At 46.4% G+C, this 15,337-nt stretch carries 14 protein-coding genes; 9 read left to right on the top strand and 5 right to left on the bottom strand.

Annotated features, from left to right (window positions below; translation table 11 throughout):
- The 4 genes from HHL16_RS10090 to HHL16_RS10075 all read left to right on the top strand — a co-directional run bounded on the left by HHL16_RS10090 (window position 1) and on the right by HHL16_RS10075 (window position 3,118).
- A complete protein-coding gene (locus tag HHL16_RS10090) occupies window positions 1–399 on the top strand; it encodes an NUDIX domain-containing protein (RefSeq protein WP_169425088.1) in 399 nt (132 codons plus the stop codon).
- An 89-nt stretch (window positions 400–488) separates the two neighbouring features.
- Window positions 489–1,484 carry an SDR family NAD(P)-dependent oxidoreductase gene (locus HHL16_RS10085; RefSeq protein ID WP_169425087.1) on the top strand — a complete coding sequence of 332 codons (996 nt, stop codon included), beginning with the start codon at window positions 489–491 and terminating at the stop codon, window positions 1,482–1,484.
- Window positions 1,485–1,509: 25 nt separating this feature from the next.
- Complete coding sequence (locus HHL16_RS10080; protein WP_169425086.1) at window positions 1,510–2,235, top strand: SDR family oxidoreductase; 726 nt, start codon at window positions 1,510–1,512, stop codon at window positions 2,233–2,235.
- 49 nt (window positions 2,236–2,284) lie between these two features.
- On the top strand, window positions 2,285–3,118 hold the full coding sequence (locus tag HHL16_RS10075; RefSeq protein ID WP_240966084.1) for an AraC family transcriptional regulator: 834 nt from the start codon (window positions 2,285–2,287) through the stop codon (window positions 3,116–3,118).
- A gap of 21 nt (window positions 3,119–3,139) precedes the next feature.
- Here the strand turns inward: HHL16_RS10075 and HHL16_RS10070 are convergent, their stop codons facing one another.
- Complete coding sequence (locus HHL16_RS10070) at window positions 3,140–4,072, bottom strand: hypothetical protein (protein WP_169425085.1); 933 nt, start codon at window positions 4,070–4,072, stop codon at window positions 3,140–3,142.
- A gap of 309 nt (window positions 4,073–4,381) precedes the next feature.
- Between HHL16_RS10070 and HHL16_RS10065 the strand changes: the two genes are divergently transcribed.
- Together HHL16_RS10065 and HHL16_RS10060 are read left to right on the top strand one after the other, a co-directional pair.
- Window positions 4,382–4,945, top strand: a complete 564-nt coding sequence (locus tag HHL16_RS10065) for a Crp/Fnr family transcriptional regulator (protein ID WP_169425084.1) — start codon at window positions 4,382–4,384, stop codon at window positions 4,943–4,945.
- 194 nt (window positions 4,946–5,139) lie between these two features.
- Window positions 5,140–5,811 (top strand): type 1 glutamine amidotransferase domain-containing protein, encoded by a 672-nt coding sequence (locus HHL16_RS10060; protein ID WP_169425083.1) that lies wholly within the window; start codon window positions 5,140–5,142, stop codon window positions 5,809–5,811.
- Between the two features lie 93 nt (window positions 5,812–5,904).
- Here the strand turns inward: HHL16_RS10060 and HHL16_RS10055 are convergent, their stop codons facing one another.
- Window positions 5,905–8,298 carry an ABC transporter permease gene (locus HHL16_RS10055; protein WP_169425082.1) on the bottom strand — a complete coding sequence of 798 codons (2,394 nt, stop codon included), beginning with the start codon at window positions 8,296–8,298 and terminating at the stop codon, window positions 5,905–5,907.
- Between the two features lie 257 nt (window positions 8,299–8,555).
- Between HHL16_RS10055 and HHL16_RS10050 the strand changes: the two genes are divergently transcribed.
- Complete coding sequence (locus tag HHL16_RS10050) at window positions 8,556–9,440, top strand: NAD(P)-binding domain-containing protein (RefSeq protein ID WP_169425081.1); 885 nt, start codon at window positions 8,556–8,558, stop codon at window positions 9,438–9,440.
- A 3-nt stretch (window positions 9,441–9,443) separates the two neighbouring features.
- Here the strand turns inward: HHL16_RS10050 and HHL16_RS10045 are convergent, their stop codons facing one another.
- The 3 genes from HHL16_RS10045 to HHL16_RS10035 all read right to left on the bottom strand — a co-directional run bounded on the left by HHL16_RS10045 (window position 9,444) and on the right by HHL16_RS10035 (window position 13,143).
- Complete coding sequence (locus HHL16_RS10045) at window positions 9,444–9,845, bottom strand: helix-turn-helix domain-containing protein (RefSeq protein WP_169425080.1); 402 nt, start codon at window positions 9,843–9,845, stop codon at window positions 9,444–9,446.
- A gap of 96 nt (window positions 9,846–9,941) precedes the next feature.
- The gene (locus tag HHL16_RS10040) at window positions 9,942–11,624 is read right to left on the bottom strand and encodes a tetratricopeptide repeat protein (RefSeq protein WP_169425079.1); all 1,683 of its coding nucleotides are present in this window, start codon (window positions 11,622–11,624) and stop codon (window positions 9,942–9,944) included.
- Between the two features lie 130 nt (window positions 11,625–11,754).
- Window positions 11,755–13,143 carry a hypothetical protein gene (locus HHL16_RS10035; RefSeq protein ID WP_169425078.1) on the bottom strand — a complete coding sequence of 463 codons (1,389 nt, stop codon included), beginning with the start codon at window positions 13,141–13,143 and terminating at the stop codon, window positions 11,755–11,757.
- A 168-nt stretch (window positions 13,144–13,311) separates the two neighbouring features.
- On the opposite strand from HHL16_RS10035, the gene HHL16_RS10030 reads away from it, so the two are divergent.
- Window positions 13,312–13,902 (top strand): RNA polymerase sigma-70 factor, encoded by a 591-nt coding sequence (locus HHL16_RS10030; protein WP_169425077.1) that lies wholly within the window; start codon window positions 13,312–13,314, stop codon window positions 13,900–13,902.
- A gap of 53 nt (window positions 13,903–13,955) precedes the next feature.
- Complete coding sequence (locus HHL16_RS10025; RefSeq protein ID WP_169425076.1) at window positions 13,956–15,152, top strand: FecR domain-containing protein; 1,197 nt, start codon at window positions 13,956–13,958, stop codon at window positions 15,150–15,152.
- The last annotated feature ends 185 nt before the right edge of the window (window positions 15,153–15,337 follow it).

Raw genomic sequence — 15,337 nt, 5'->3', positions numbered from 1 at the left:
ATGAAATATATCGATAAACTCGCCTGGATACATATTCAGAACAACAGCATTCTGTCCACCAAAAGTTATGGGAAGGATAAATATTACATTCCCGGTGGCAAAAGAGAGGAAGGAGAAACGGATGAACAGGCATTGTGCAGAGAGATCAGAGAAGAGCTGCGTGTTGAACTGCAACCACACACACTTCAATATCTCGGAACATTCGAAGCGCAGGCCCATGGACATGCAGAAGGAGTTATCGTAAAGATGACCTGCTATATGGCCGATTATTCCGGAGAACTTTCTCCCGATGCAGAAATAGAAGAAATGGTCTGGCTGCATTACGAAGACAAACCCAAAATTTCGGAGGTAGACAAACTGATATTCGACTATCTGAAAGAAAAAGAACTGATCCGATAGTGGTCTTTTAAACAAAGTATATTCGGACTTCTGAACAAAGTCTCGGCCGGCAACTCTCTCTACTTTTGTTCCAACAAAACAAACAAATTATGGAACAGAACAATTATCAGGGAGGGTTGCAAAACCCCATCAACACAGGCTTCAATGCACATTCTACAGCAACTGAAGTAATCGGCCAAATCAACCTCACGGGCAAAACAGCCATCGTAACAGGAGGCAATACCGGAATCGGACTAGAAACAACCAAAGTGCTTGCCGCTGCGGGCGCTACAGTGATTGTACCTGCGAGGAATATCACAAAAGCGCTCACCAATCTGCATGGCATTCCCAATGTGCAGATCGAAGAAATGGATCTGATGGATAACGCCAGCATCGATGCCTTTGCATCCAAATTCCTTGCTTCAGAAAAACCGCTTCACCTGCTGATCAACAATGCCGGCATCATGTGGGTACCACTTAGAAGGAACAGTGAGGGAGTTGAATCGCAACTCGCTACCAATTACCTCGCACAATTCCGCCTCACTGCCAGATTATGGCCTGCATTGAAAAAGGCCAATGGAGCCAGGGTAGTGAATGTATCTTCACAAGGCCACCAGTTTGCTCCGTTCAATTTTGAAGATCCCAATTTCTATCACAGGGAATATGAAACATTGCAGGGATATGGACAATCCAAAACCGCCAGCAACCTGTTTTCTCTGGAGCTCGACAATCGCGCTAAAGCGCATCAGGTAAGAGCTTACTCACTGCATCCCGGTTCCATTAAAGGCACTGAGCTCGGCAGGGAAGCCCCTCTGGAATTATTTCAGCAGCTGGGCTTCGTAGATGCCGAAGGCAAAATGCTGCCCGAAGTGGAAGCATCACTCAAAACCATTGAGCAGGGAGCAGCCACAACAGTATGGTGCGCCACCAGTCCCATGCTCAGTAATATCGGAGGTGTGTATTGCGAAGACGCAGACATAGCGCGGATTTCAGCAGATCTCTCCTCAACATCCGGTGTAAAGCTGTATTCACTCGACGAAGCCAATGCCCGTCAACTCTGGCAATGGACCGAAGAAACCACCGGCATCACTTTCAACATTCAATAATTCCTCAAAGCACAAACTCAACATCATGAAATCATCTGCCAGCAAACTGGCCGTTGTAACAGGCGGCAACAGTGGAATCGGCTATGCAGCAGCAAAAGCATTGCAGCAACAGCAAGCCAACGTAATCATCACAGGAAGAAGAAAGGAAGCTGTTGAAAAAGCAGCAGCCGAACTGAACGCAACTGGTCTCATCGCAGACCAGTCGAACCTCAACGACATCGACCAGTTAGCAACTGACATTGCCCGGATCGGCAAGATCGATATACTGCTCATCAATGCAGGCATCACAAACCTGTCGCCCATAGAACAGACCACCGAAACAATGTTCGACACTATCATGAACGTAAATTTCAAAGGGGCCTATTTCACACTCAGCAAACTCATTCCTTTGCTGAACGATAATGCCTCTGTGATATTTCTGAGTTCCACTTCAGCGACTATTTCGCCACAGCAGGCATCCGTGTATGCAGCCAGCAAAGCGGCCATCAATGCGGTGATGAAGATCGCGGCACTGGAACTGGCTCCCAGAAAGATCAGGGTGAACGCAGTGAGTCCAGGTCCGGTTGCAACTGAGATCATGAACAAACTGGGACTGAACGATGAACTGGAAAAGCAGATGACAAGCACCATTCCGTTATCCAGATTCGGAAATCCGGATGAAGTGGCCAACCTCATCACATTTCTTTCGGGAGATCAGGCCAGCTTTATCACCGGCGCCAATTTTCTGGTGGATGGCGGACAATCCATCTGAAAAAAATGATCCGTAACATTTTCTTTTTGTATTATTGAATTACATCAACATGCCAAATCAACCGGCGATGGAGTACAAGGCAAGGTATATCACAGAAGACATCAAGCTGAGCTGTTATGAAGACAAGTTCTTCAAATCAGACATCATGTTTGAGCATCATATGCTCATATGGTTCCTCTCCGGGGAAACCAAAATTGTGCAGGCAGATGCCACCTATGTTTTCAAAAAGGGAAATATATTTCTGATACCCCGCAATCAGCTTGCCACCATCATCAATTATCCAAAAGATGGAGCGCCACACAAGACAGTAGTGATGCACCTCACAGAAGAAAGGCTGAAAAAGTTTTACGCCAATCTCTCTGTAAAACCCAAACAGGCGCAGCATGGCATTCTATCTTTCAGCAATCATCCGTTGCTGGAAAGTTGCCTGGCTTCACTGCTGCCATATTTCGACATGAGCACATTACCAGGAGATATCGCTACGCTCAAAATAACGGAAGCCATCAGCATTCTCCGCGCCATCGATCAATCGATAGATGATGTGCTCACCAACTTTGAAGAACCCGGAAAAGTGGATCTCATCGGCTACATGGAGAAAAACTTCATGTTCAATTTAAGTCTGGATAAATTCGGGTACCTCACAGGCAGAAGTCTCACCACTTTCAAAAGGGATTTCAGGAAAGCATTTCACACAACGCCCCAGAAGTGGCTTACACAAAAAAGACTGGAACTGGCGCACTACCAGTTTGTAGAGAAAAAGAAGAAGCCCATCGATGTATGTTATGAAGTTGGCTTCGAGAACCTTTCGCATTTCTCCTTCGCTTTCAAAAAGAAGTATGGGTATGCACCAACGGAACTGCTGGAGAAGTCGGGCAGGAGCTAGTTTGCGGAATTCTGCTGCAACTCAGAATGCATCGGCAGTTTGTAATTCTTCCAACTGCAATACCAGTTTTGAACCGTCGACATTTTTGTAATCCATCAATACAAATCCATATTCGGGATGAAAGTAACTCTTCATCGAGGAGCTGAATTCCGGATGCGACACTGATCGCCCGGTTCCAATCACCACTTTGCACCGGAGATTGCCGAAAGGCGTTGTGATCACTTCATCCGACACTCTTTCATAAGCATACCGCACAATCAAATTGGTTTTGCTGTTTATCCATCGTGGATCGAGATAAGCTCCGCCAACTTCTACATTCCATGCCCAGTTTGTTATGGTGGTATCGAACAGATAAAAAGGGAAGGGGCTGAGTTGCAGAATCCTGAAAGTGAATTGCCTCGGAGGATGAAGCCAGATATTCTTTTTGTTGTCTACCACACCTGTGGCCCTTGCACCCTGCTGTGAATAGAGCTGCCCCGATCGTTTGCTTCGGAACAGTGAAGCAGCAGTGCTTCCGGCAGGTTGCCGCATCAGATAAGTATACAGAATGGTGGTCTGCGTGCAGGAGCTGTCCTGCATGCAGGCTGCATAAGTTTCTTTCTCATCCGTAACCTGCAATAAAACTTTATCGAGCAGGCTATCTGCCGGCCGATCATATTTTGCAAGTCTCAAAGGATTGCTGATCGAATCGCGTGAAGAAAGCAGGAACTTCTTTTTCTCCTTGCCATTGTGTTCGATGAAATAATAATTGTAAACGAATTGTTTTCCTTTTTTGAAAGTGATATTGTCGCGGGAGTATTGAGCATTGGATTGATCTGCGGGATTCACTTTTTCAACCCACATGCCATCGCCGGGCTGCCGGCTTTTGTGGAAGCTTGCATCATCCAGATAAAGTTCCTGTGCAGGCAATTGCAGCCCCGTAATGATCAGCAAAACAGGCATAAGGTATCGCATGGCGAATGTTTTTATGTTGACAGAACTCAGAACAGGTGGGGCAGTGCGGTTGTAAAATTAAGTCATGTTCTGTTTTGCCGGAATCGCCGATACGGAAACGTCCGTGTATTTCGACAGAAGAATCGTCCGGCCGGGATGCGTATTCAGCTACATATACATAAAACCAATGCCCAATAAGGGTTTCAGTATTTATTCATTCATCAGTTTCAGAATGGCATTTTCGACCAATCCCGCATAAACCCGTCTCTTGTCTTTTCGTACCTTAGCGGGCTGATAAATCAATCAGCAGGCAATCCGTAAAAAACTTGCATGAGCCATCCACTGAGACAACATATAGAGAAGATCACGCCGCTTTCCGATCAGGAATTCGAGTACATCCTTTCACATTTCACTTTGCGCAAACTCAGGAAACATCAGTTTCTTGTTCAGGAAGGCGATGCTGTTCTCACAGATAATTTTGTATTGCGCGGATTGCTCAAGGCAAGTTATACCAATGATGAAGGCAAGGAGCATATCTTGCAGTTTGCCATGGAAGACTGGTGGGTCAGCGACTATCAGGCTTATGCAAATCAAACGAAGGCAATGCTCAATATCGATTGTCTGGAAGATGTGGAGGTACTGGGCATCACACTCACCAATCGCGAAAAGCTCTGTGCCGATCTTCACAAGATTGAACACTTCTTCAGAATAAAACTGAACGGAGGCTTTCTTGCTTCGCAACGCCGCATCCTATCGCTGCTCAACAACAATGCAAGTGAACGGTACGATCTGCTGCTTCATCAATACCCCTCACTTTTTCAAAGGGTGAGCAAAACCCTGATCGCCAGTTATCTCGGCGTTTCGAGAGAAACACTCAGCCGCCTTTCAAAATAGTGTGACCTACATCACAATTAATCTGTGATATGGCTCCTGTGCCGGCAGTAATGCTTTTCCCAATTTTGTACTGCAAATCAACTAATACAAAAATGAGCAAACGCATTTCATCTGTTTCAAAGCTATTGATGGTACTTGCAATAGTAAGTTTTGCAATCAGTAACCATGCTCTGGCACAAACTAAAAAAAGCACTATGAAAAAGAAAGTTCTGTTTGTGGTTACAAGCCACGATAAAAAAGGAAGCACCAACGAACCAACCGGTTATTACCTTAGTGAAGTTTCACATCCCTGGGAAGTACTGCACAAGGCCGGTTATGAGATCGACTTCGTTAGTCCGAAAGGAGGCAAAGCACCTGTAGATGGTTTCAATCTCGACGATGCCACCAATAAAGAATTCTGGGAAAATAAAGAGTACCGCAACAAAGTAGAGCACACGCATACGCCATCGGAAATCAATCCGGATGAGTATGCAGCTATCTTCTACGCAGGCGGACATGGAGCCATGTGGGATTTTGCAGACAACACAGCACTGGCAGGTCTTGCTCAACGCATCTATGAGAACAACGGAGTCGTAGGCGCTGTTTGCCATGGCCCTGCAGGTTTGGTGAACATCAAACTGAACAACGGAAAATATCTCGTGGACGGCAAGAAAATAAATGCGTTCACCAATGAAGAAGAAGCGGCAGTGAAACTGGAAAACGTGGTTCCTTTTGCACTGGAATCAAAACTGATCGAACGCGGAGCGAAGTTTGAAAAATCAGGTTTGTGGCAGCCGCACGTAACAGTAGACAACAGGGTAGTGACCGGCCAGAACCCGCAATCAGCCAAGGCTGTGGGCGAGGCATTGCTCGGCTTGCTGAAATAATTCCGCTATCAATAAAATTAAGAACGGGCTAAGAAAACTTAGCCCGTTCAACGTTAATATTCCAATCGAACTATTTTAGAAAGCATCAATCACTTATTCTGACCTCAGGCTCTTAACCGGGTTCATCAGCGATGCTTTGATGCTTTGAAATCCTACCGTAATGGCTGTAACCGTTGCAATCAGCAGTATAGCCAATGCAAATTCAACTACTCCGATGTTGATATGATACTCAAAATCCTGCAGCCAGCTATGCATCAGCCACCATCCAAGCGGAGCGGCAATTAAGAATGCAATCACAATCAGCAGCGCAAATTCTTTTCCGAAGATCCAGAGGATCTCGCGCATGCTGCTTCCCAATACTTTTCTGATACCGATCTCTTTGGTCTTCTGGGTTACCATAAACGCTACCAGTCCATACAAGCCAAGGCATCCGATAAAGATGGCAATGAATGAGAACACACGGATCAGCTGCAGCATCGTTGCTTCCGTTTCGTAGAACGCTGCAATCTTAGCATCCAGAAACTGAGACTCATAGAGTTTTTCAGGATACATATTGCTCCACACTGCTTCCAGCTGTGGCAATACAGAACCGAGTTTATCGGGTCTTACTCTTACTGCATAATTACCGTAAAAGTCGGTATAACTTGTAATGCAAACGGGGTTGATGTCTTCGTGAAAAGATTTATCGTGAAAATCTTTTACTACCCCTACGATACTTGCAGGAGTTTTACCACCGTTCAGATTGATCTTGTGACCAATCGCTTCTTCAACACTTTTTATGCCCAGTTTGCGCACCAGCGTTTCGTTCACTACCGCCTCACGAACACTGTCTGATGGAAAGATATTTCTGCCGGCAACCAGTTTCAGGTCGAATGCAGACAGGTACTGATCATCACCTGCTTTGATGTTCACTCTGAAATCTTCAGGTTCCGGACGATTATCGAAGCTCACCATATTGAACCACGATTCTTCCGAACCGGGCGCCGCATAACAGGCAGTTACTTTCTCCACCCCCGGAATATCAGCCAGCTTGTGCTGCAATGTCTGCACGGCAACTCCCATAGAATCCGCTCCCAGCGGCAACATTACGATAGCATCTTTTCTGAATCCGAGTTCCGATTTTTTTGCGTACTCCATCTGTCGGGTGATCACAATCATGCTGATGATCAGCACCAGCGAAATGCTGAACTGTGCCACAATCAATCCACGTCTCACATTGAACCCTCCGATATGCTGCATGGACAGTTTGCCTTTCAATGCCGTAATAGGTCTGAAGCCGGATAACACCATGCCGGGATATACACCCGCTAAAAATGTTACCAGCAATATCAGCAGCGGAATAAACAGCAGCAGCTGCCAGTTCTGAAATATGTTGAGGTTAACCGATGCACTGAACAGATCGTTCACCGCGGGCAACAATATATAAGCCAAACCAAGAGCAAGCGCTGCTGCTGCAGTGGTGATCATCGCAGTCTCTGCAATGAACTGCCAGAACAATGTATTGCGGAGGCTTCCCAGCACTTTCTTGATGCCTACTTCTTTGGATCGCTTCAAAGCCTGTGCTGTAGCCAGATTCACGAAGTTAACGCAGGCAGTAATGATGAGGAACAGACCAATGAAACACAGTATCCAGATATTCTTTTTTTCCATCACACCACCGTATCGTGCATCGAAATGCCAGTCGGCAATCGGTTGAAGTTTGTACACGTGTACATTCTTATTCTTAGGGCGATACTTCTTTACATAAGCAGGCAACACTGCTTCCACAGATGCAGGTTGCACATTTTCGTTTAAACGAACAAAGCATTGCAGCTCGCTGGAGATACCGCCCCATGCATCGGGCTGAGAAAACCAATTGTCGTAACGGGCAATGGTTGGCCATGAGATGAACAATCCCGCTTCCTGATCGGAATTGGCAGGGAGGTCTTTCAGTACTCCCGTTATCTTCACTTCAATCTTATTGCCCACCTTCAGCACTTTACCCATTGCATCATCATTGCCAAAATATTTCTTCGCCAGCCTTTCTGTGATGATGGCAGAATTGGGTTCAGTTAAAGCTGTCTGCTGATTGCCTTTCAGCATCGGGAAATTGAAGATCTCGAAGTATTCTTTCTCTGCAAACACAGGCCCGGATGCTTCTTTGAATTTCTTTACGTCTTTCCCGCTTTCAATCGAAATCAGTTCTTTATCGAAACTCACTATGCGCGCTACTTTTTCACCAAAACTGTAATCGTTGCGGAACGTTGCTCCGAATGCTGGCGGCACACTCGATGAATAAGTTACTTCATCTCTGTGCTGCTCCGTTACGAAGCGATAGATGCGCGCAGAATCTTTATGAAAATTATCGAAGCTGAGATGATACTTCACCAGCACAAATACCAATATGCCGCAGGTGATGGATAATGCCAGTCCGGCTATATTGAGTATTCCATAAGTTTTATTACGGCTCAGATTCCGCCAGGCAATTTTGAGATAAGATTTCAGCATAGTGACAATATTAACGTATACCGGCTGATTTCCGGCTGATATGATCACTCAAGAGTGTGCCAGCCCATATCCAACTGAATAACAAACAATTACCATACTATTCCTGATATAGCCGTATCATTTCTGATACAGGGATTGTTCGCTTTTGATGCAGCCACAGGGCTAAATTTTTCCCCCACCTGAAACTTTTTTCCCTTATTGTTCAGGGTGGATGGCTGGTCTAAGTTTGCATCAACAATAAAACAAAAGACAAATTTATGACTACAGGAAAAGCAAACGAAGCAAGAGAAAAAGTAACGGTAATCGGACTTGGCTCCATGGGATCCGCCATTGCAGGAGCATTCGTTTCCGACGGATTTGACGTTACAGTCTGGAACAGAGATGCATCAAAAGCAGCGCCGCTTGTTGCAGCAGGAGCCACAGCAGCGCCGGATCTCGCAACTGCCATCCAGGCAAGTCCGTTGGTGGTAACTATCGTATCTGACTACAAAGTGTCTAAAAAGATATTCGACGGCGTGGATGCCAGTCTGCTTCACAATCGAACACTCGTGCAGCTCAGCACCGGCACACCGAAAGAAGCGCGTGAGTTCGATGCGTGGGTGCAACAGAACGGAGGCAGAGCATTGAATGGAGATATACTCGCCTGGCCAAGACAGGTAGGAACGCCGGAAGCGACCATCACTATGTCGGGCAATCAAAGTGCCATTACTGAGTTTGAAGAAACTTTGAAAGCATTGGGAACAATCAGTTATGTTGGCAATGAACCTGGGGCATCTGCAGTGATGTTCAACTCGGTGATGGCCTATCTCGCAGGCAGCTGGATTGGATTTGTGCATGGCGCACTCATCACCGAAAATGCAGGCTTGCCGGTTGATGCGTTCGGATCGCTGATCGCAAATATTTCACCCATGCTGGCAGAAGAATCGAAGCATATGGGCAATGTAATTCATCATGGAAAATTCACTGATCCAGAAAGCACCATCAATACAACAGCGCTCGATCTGCATATGCTGGTGCAGCATTCGAAAGAAGCAGGCATCGGCAGTGATCTTCCGGAGTTTGCCGCCAATCTCTTCCAACGTGCAGTGGATGCGGGTTTCGGAAAAGAGGAGCATGCTGCCATCATCAAAGTGATGCGTTAATGGCTACGAGGCTTTTGCCGCCTGCTGCTCCGGCAGAAATTGGCAGGAGCCCGGAGCATATTCTTCCACATTGCGGTTGATGTATTCTTTGTTGGCATTGCCCCAGTCTTCGAGCTGAGCGAGCAGGGGCAGCAGACTTTCACCAACAGCAGTGAACCTGTATTCAACGCGCGGAGGAACATCGGCAAAGATCACTTTGTAAATGATGCCATGCTCTTCCAGTTCTTTCAGATGAAGATTGATCACACGAGGTGCAATCACATCCATCTCACGATGAATGGCGCTCGGTCTTCTGATATCACGCCGGATACAGTCGATGATCCATGACTTCCATTTTCCGCCGATCACTTTGAGAGCTACGGCCAGGCCGCAATCCAGCAACTCCGGTATCTTCCTCTGGTACATACGCGAATGATTTTATCAAAATTAATATTTGCAAATGAAGAGGGGACAGGGAATAATTTTTCCCTGTCCCCTTTAGCAGTTTGATCCAATATTTTATCAGAATACACAACTCTTGATCAGACCATTCGCCAGCGTTACTTTTTTAGTATCGCCATCCTCTTTGATCTCTACCCATTTTTCCAGTCGTTTGGAGCGTGCCACCACATAGTTCTGATCGTAGTAGTAATTGGTGGTGGTCCTCACCGGGCCATTCCAGTAAGTATCAGAACCGGTATAGATTCTGGCAGTTTTCATCTGATTGAAATTATGAATGATCTGGATGAAATAACGCCCCGGTTTCAATCCCTCGAATGCAAAACGCCCATCGTAATCACAGGAGGTTTCGATGCGGTATTGATTGGCTTCGGTAGACATATACACATTCGTTTTCCGTCCTTCTTTTTTTCTTCTGAGATCGTACCATTCTTCGAGATAAGCTGTTACGGGGAAGAGTACCACTTTCACTCCCTGTGCATCGAAGATCCTTCCGTCTACTTTGGTGCAGGCTCTTCCGCGGATGGTGGATGATCCACGCTCTAATGCAGCCCTGGCCTCGGATGCATCGAATGTGCTTCCCGGAAAAATGGAACGTGTGGTGCTTTCTCCGGAGGCAGTGATTTCACCGCCGAGGTCAGCGTATATTTTTCTGTCCCTGTTCGCATTTTTCTTTTCTCCGATGGCATCCAGCGCATCGGCGCGGTTGGCATATGCGTAGAGATTCGCAGAATCGAGGTCGATCGCTTTTGTGTAGCTCGCTATCGCTTCGTTGTACTGTTGTTTTTCGTGTTGCACAATACCTACGTAGAGCCATCCATTGGCGAAATCAGGACTCATCTCTACAATTTTTTTGTAATCGCTCAGTGCATCGTCGTATTGTTTATTGTAGTAGTAAGCATTGGCACGTTCGATATAGGCATCCATATTGTCCGGACTCAATTCAATGGCTTTGGTAAGATCGGTGGCTGCCTGCTCGTATTGTTTTTGCTTCGCATAGATATTGCCTCTGTAAAGATATCCCGTTGGTGATTTGGGATCGAGCGCAATGGTTTTGCTGTAATCCTGCGCAGCAGCGTCGAACTGTTGTTGCGCAAAAAGAATATTGCCGCGCATCATGTAGGCTTCTTCAAAACCATCGTTGATCTCGATGGCTTTCGAGAGATCCGCAAATGCAGAATCGTTCTGATTTTGGCCATAGAACAGGGCCCCTTTTTTCAGATAGGCTCCTGCATAACGCGGGTTAAGTGCGATGGCATTTCTGTAATCGGCAATGGCTGCTTCCGGTTTCTCTGCAATGGTATGTGCAAGTCCCAGGGCGAAATGATCCATGGCTGTAGCAGGTGACTGCAAAAGGCTGATGGCTTTATCCGCAGACTGTTTCGCGGCTGTTGCATTGCTTTGTTTTCTGTAACATTCTGCGAGAAATGCATGACAGACACCGTTGTTGGGACTCAGCTGCACGGCTTTCTCCAGATCGGCCTGCGCCAGACTGAGATCTCCTTTTTCAAAAAGCAGGTTGCTGGCCCTGAGCAGGTAAGCGAGGCCATTGCTGCTGTCGGCATTGATCACACTTGCAGCCGTTTCCTGTGCTGCATCGAGATTGCCTTCCATGAGTTTCACAAAGGCGGTATCTGTAAGTTTCGCAATGGCTGCAGGCGATTTGGGATCGCTTTTGCAATTCGTCATCAATAAGGTCGCAACCAGGAGGGAGCAACCAGTCCATCTGAAATAATGCTGTTTCATAGTCCGGAACTATTGATTAAGTGGTGTTGTATCAACAAAAATAATGGTATATCAGAAAGGGGGATCACCGATTTATGAACAATGAAGCGTGTAGGAGAAAAATACTGGTTTACCGGTAGTGCAGGGCGGCCTACGGCTTCGCCCAGGCATTGGCGCCCAGTGATGGATTTATCTCAAAACTGCTGAACACATAAGTGAAGGTTTTATTATCCCTGATTTCCTTTACAGAGAAAGGCAGTACTATGTTCTGAACAGTTTTAAAACCTGAGAAGAAATGCGTGACTGGTTTCCCATCGATCTTGCTGGCTTTACCTGTGAGATGGTTATCCTTGTCGAACGCCCATCCCAGCACAGTTCCATCGGGTGTACCAACCACCAGCGTTGTTTCTTCGCCGGAAGCCTTTGGTGCAGACAGCAGTTTTAATGAGTTCAGCCGGGACGTTTGCAGATTGAATATGCCATGAAAGAAAACATCCTGCATTTCCCTGATCCTTTGTGGGGTGAGGGGAGTTGATTTGCCATTGGCATATTCCCATCCTGCATTGGCATCGGTCTGTTCGATGCCCATCAATTGTCCGTTCCTCCTGTATTCCATCCGTATTTTGGATTGCGGCAGATCGAGCAGGGTGATGATCTGAATAGCTCCGTTTCCCATCGAATAATCCAGTTTTGCAGTAACTACTTCATCCAATTGTTTACCGCCGTTTGCCTGATTCACTTTCTTCAGAAATGCTTTTGCGGATGCGGCATCGGCCACCGGTGCACTTTTGGGTGATGCAGCAGCAGATTCTTTCTTTGCATCTTTTTCTTCCGCATAGTACGTGGTGCCGTTCAGAACAATCGACGATACGGCATCGGAAGTGAAACAGCTGTTCACACTTTTTTCGCCATTGTTGAAGTGCAGTGTAAGCAATCCGTCTTTGATGGTATAAGTGCCGTCTTCATCTCTTTTTTTGTTTCCGTAACCGCTTACATTTTCACCCGAAATGTAAGTGGAGCTGGATGTGCCGGATGTGAAACTCCCATCGGCATTGAACTGAAATCCTTTATGGGAGCGGCCTCCCACGTATGGGGCATTGGTACCGGAACCAATGCCGCCGCTGCCGGAGCTGGTGCTGAAACTGTAATAGCCGGGTGGGATCTTATTGGAAGGTTCTTTTTTGTATACCGAAGTGCGATCGTACCAGAAGCTGCCATCGCCTTTGTAAGGGATGGTTTCCTTTTCTCCTTTATTATCCGTGAGTAGGATACTTCCGGGAACGATGGTGTAATGTCCGTCGATATCCTTTTGCCAGTTGTTGCCCAATGTATGCGTGTAAGTGCCATCCGGTCTGAAATAAATGATTACCTGTGTACTGGTCATTCCACCGCCCATCATGGTACTGGGTTCCCATCTGGTGCCCACAAATGCTGCATGCATGGTTTTCTTCTGGGCATTGACCGTTAATGAAAGCAAGACAGCAACGAAGAAAAGTAAGCAAACTTTTGTCTGTTCAACTAAACCGGATAATGTTTTCATGCTGAAAGGTTTTGATTTCGATCGTACTGCAACACAGCCAAAACTGTGCTTAAATTTCGGTTATTTTACAATTTCCCTATTTTTGCCGTCCCTCATGAAAATTTGTTCAATACCTTACCATTCCAGCCTTTCCTTGCATTTACAGAAAAAATACAGTTAATTACCTGATTGACGGCGCCAGATTTACATACAGAACAGGACCTGCTCATTCGTGTTTCGGAAGGAGATGAGAAAGCATTTTCCATACTTTTTTATACCTACCATAAACCACTGGCAACCTATATCTATAAGCTCACCTCCTCGAAGGAAGCGGCAGAAGAGATCACGCAGGATGCGTTTGTGAAAGCATGGCGACAACGCAGTCAGCTCGCTTCTATCAGCAGCTTCAGATCCTGGCTGTTCACCATCTGTCGCAATCAGGCCCTCAATGCCATGAGAGATCACGGGCGGAAACTGCTGAGGCACAACCAATTTCTTCAGCATCAGCATACCGTGGAAGAGATCAGCGATACCACCGATCTCAAATACCTCGATGCTATTGTAGCCAATGCCATCGAACAACTTCCTCCACAGCAACAGAAAGCCTATCTGCTGAGCCGCCAGCGCGGATTGAAACATGCAGAGATTGCACAGGAAATGCAGCTTTCTTCCGAAACGGTGAAGCGGCATATCAGTATGGCGCTGCAATCCATCCAAAAGCAACTGCGCGCTCATTACCCCGATCTGCCCGCCGTGCTCATCATTTTTCTCACCCGATAAAATATTTTGTGCGGCATTGACCCCTCCCTTTTCATTTGGTGTCTAGGTTAATAATGGATACAAGCAAATTATCTTTTCTTTACCATAAGCTGATCGATGGAACCGCCAGCAGCGCTGAAAAAGCAGAGCTGGCACGGCTTGCCGCAATTCCCGAAAATGAGCCCGCCTTGCTGGAGCTGATGAATGAGGCATGGGATACTTTCGATTCAGAAGAAAACATACTTACCGGATTGCAAAGCGAAACGATGCTCAGAAAGGCTTTGGAGGATGAATCATCCACGGCTGAAATTCCGCCTGCTCATCGTATAGGATTGCGCCGGGGCTGGATCAAATATGCAGCAGCAATCGTATTACTCGCCGGTACCGCTACCGTTTATTATTTCAATTCAAATAAACCGCCGGAACAACCTGTTATCGCAGGCAAGGAAGAGCAGGCTGCCGATGTGCTGCCCGGTGGAGAAAAAGCTGTGCTTACCCTGGCAGACGGAAGGCGCATTGTTCTCGACAGCGCTGCCAATGGCCAGCTCGCACAACAGGGAAACGTACAGGTAGAGAAACTCGCAAACGGACAGATCAGATACATACCAGCCAATGCCTCCGGCAATACTGTAATGTGGAACACCATGTCTACGCCTACAGGAGGACAATACCAGATCACACTTCCCGATGGAACCAGGGTATGGCTGAATGCCGCCAGCTCCATCACTTACCCTGCCAGTTTCGTTTCGAAACAAAGACTGGTAAAAATAAAAGGTGAAGTGTATTTCGATGTAGCGAAGAATAAAGAGCAGCCTTTTGTTGTGGAGATGCCCGATCAATCGAATATCGAAGTGCTGGGAACAGCATTCAACGTGAATGCTTATGCAGATGAAGCCAATATCAAAACCACACTGGCGGAAGGAAGCATAAAACTGATCAAAGCAGATCAGTCGGCCATCTTAAAACCGGGACAGCAGGGAACTGTATCTGCTCAGCAAAAAGATGGCATCAAAGTGATTTCAGGAGTTGACCTCGCACAGGCGTTTGCCTGGAAGAACGGACTCTTCAGTTTCAACGATGCTGATTTCCCTTCCATCATGCGGCAACTCGAAAGATGGTATAATATTCAGGTGAAATACCAGAACGCCATACCCGATATCACCCTCAAAGGGAAAATGTACCGGAACGTAAACCTGTCAGTAATTCTGGACTATCTGCAAAAGATGGGCGTGAAGCTGCGCAAAGAAGGAAATACCATTGTGATACTATAATCAAACAACATAAAAGGTTTTACTCAAAACAAAAACCAGAAATGCGGGAACATTTCTGGCGGATGTATGGGTAAACAAATACAATTTTTACTGAGACTGTTTTCATCACCCAAACAAAGCAAAAGTATGCTAAAAACTGCTATTTGTAGGCGGTCGGCCTGGTTGAAGCGCCCCTACATCACCAA

Origin of the sequence: Pseudoflavitalea sp. G-6-1-2, from assembly GCF_012927185.1 — a bacterium.
Taxonomy (GTDB): Bacteria; Bacteroidota; Bacteroidia; order Chitinophagales; family Chitinophagaceae; genus Pseudobacter.
Note: the sequence above shows the minus strand (reverse complement) of the source record. Positions and strands in the feature narration are given on the sequence as shown.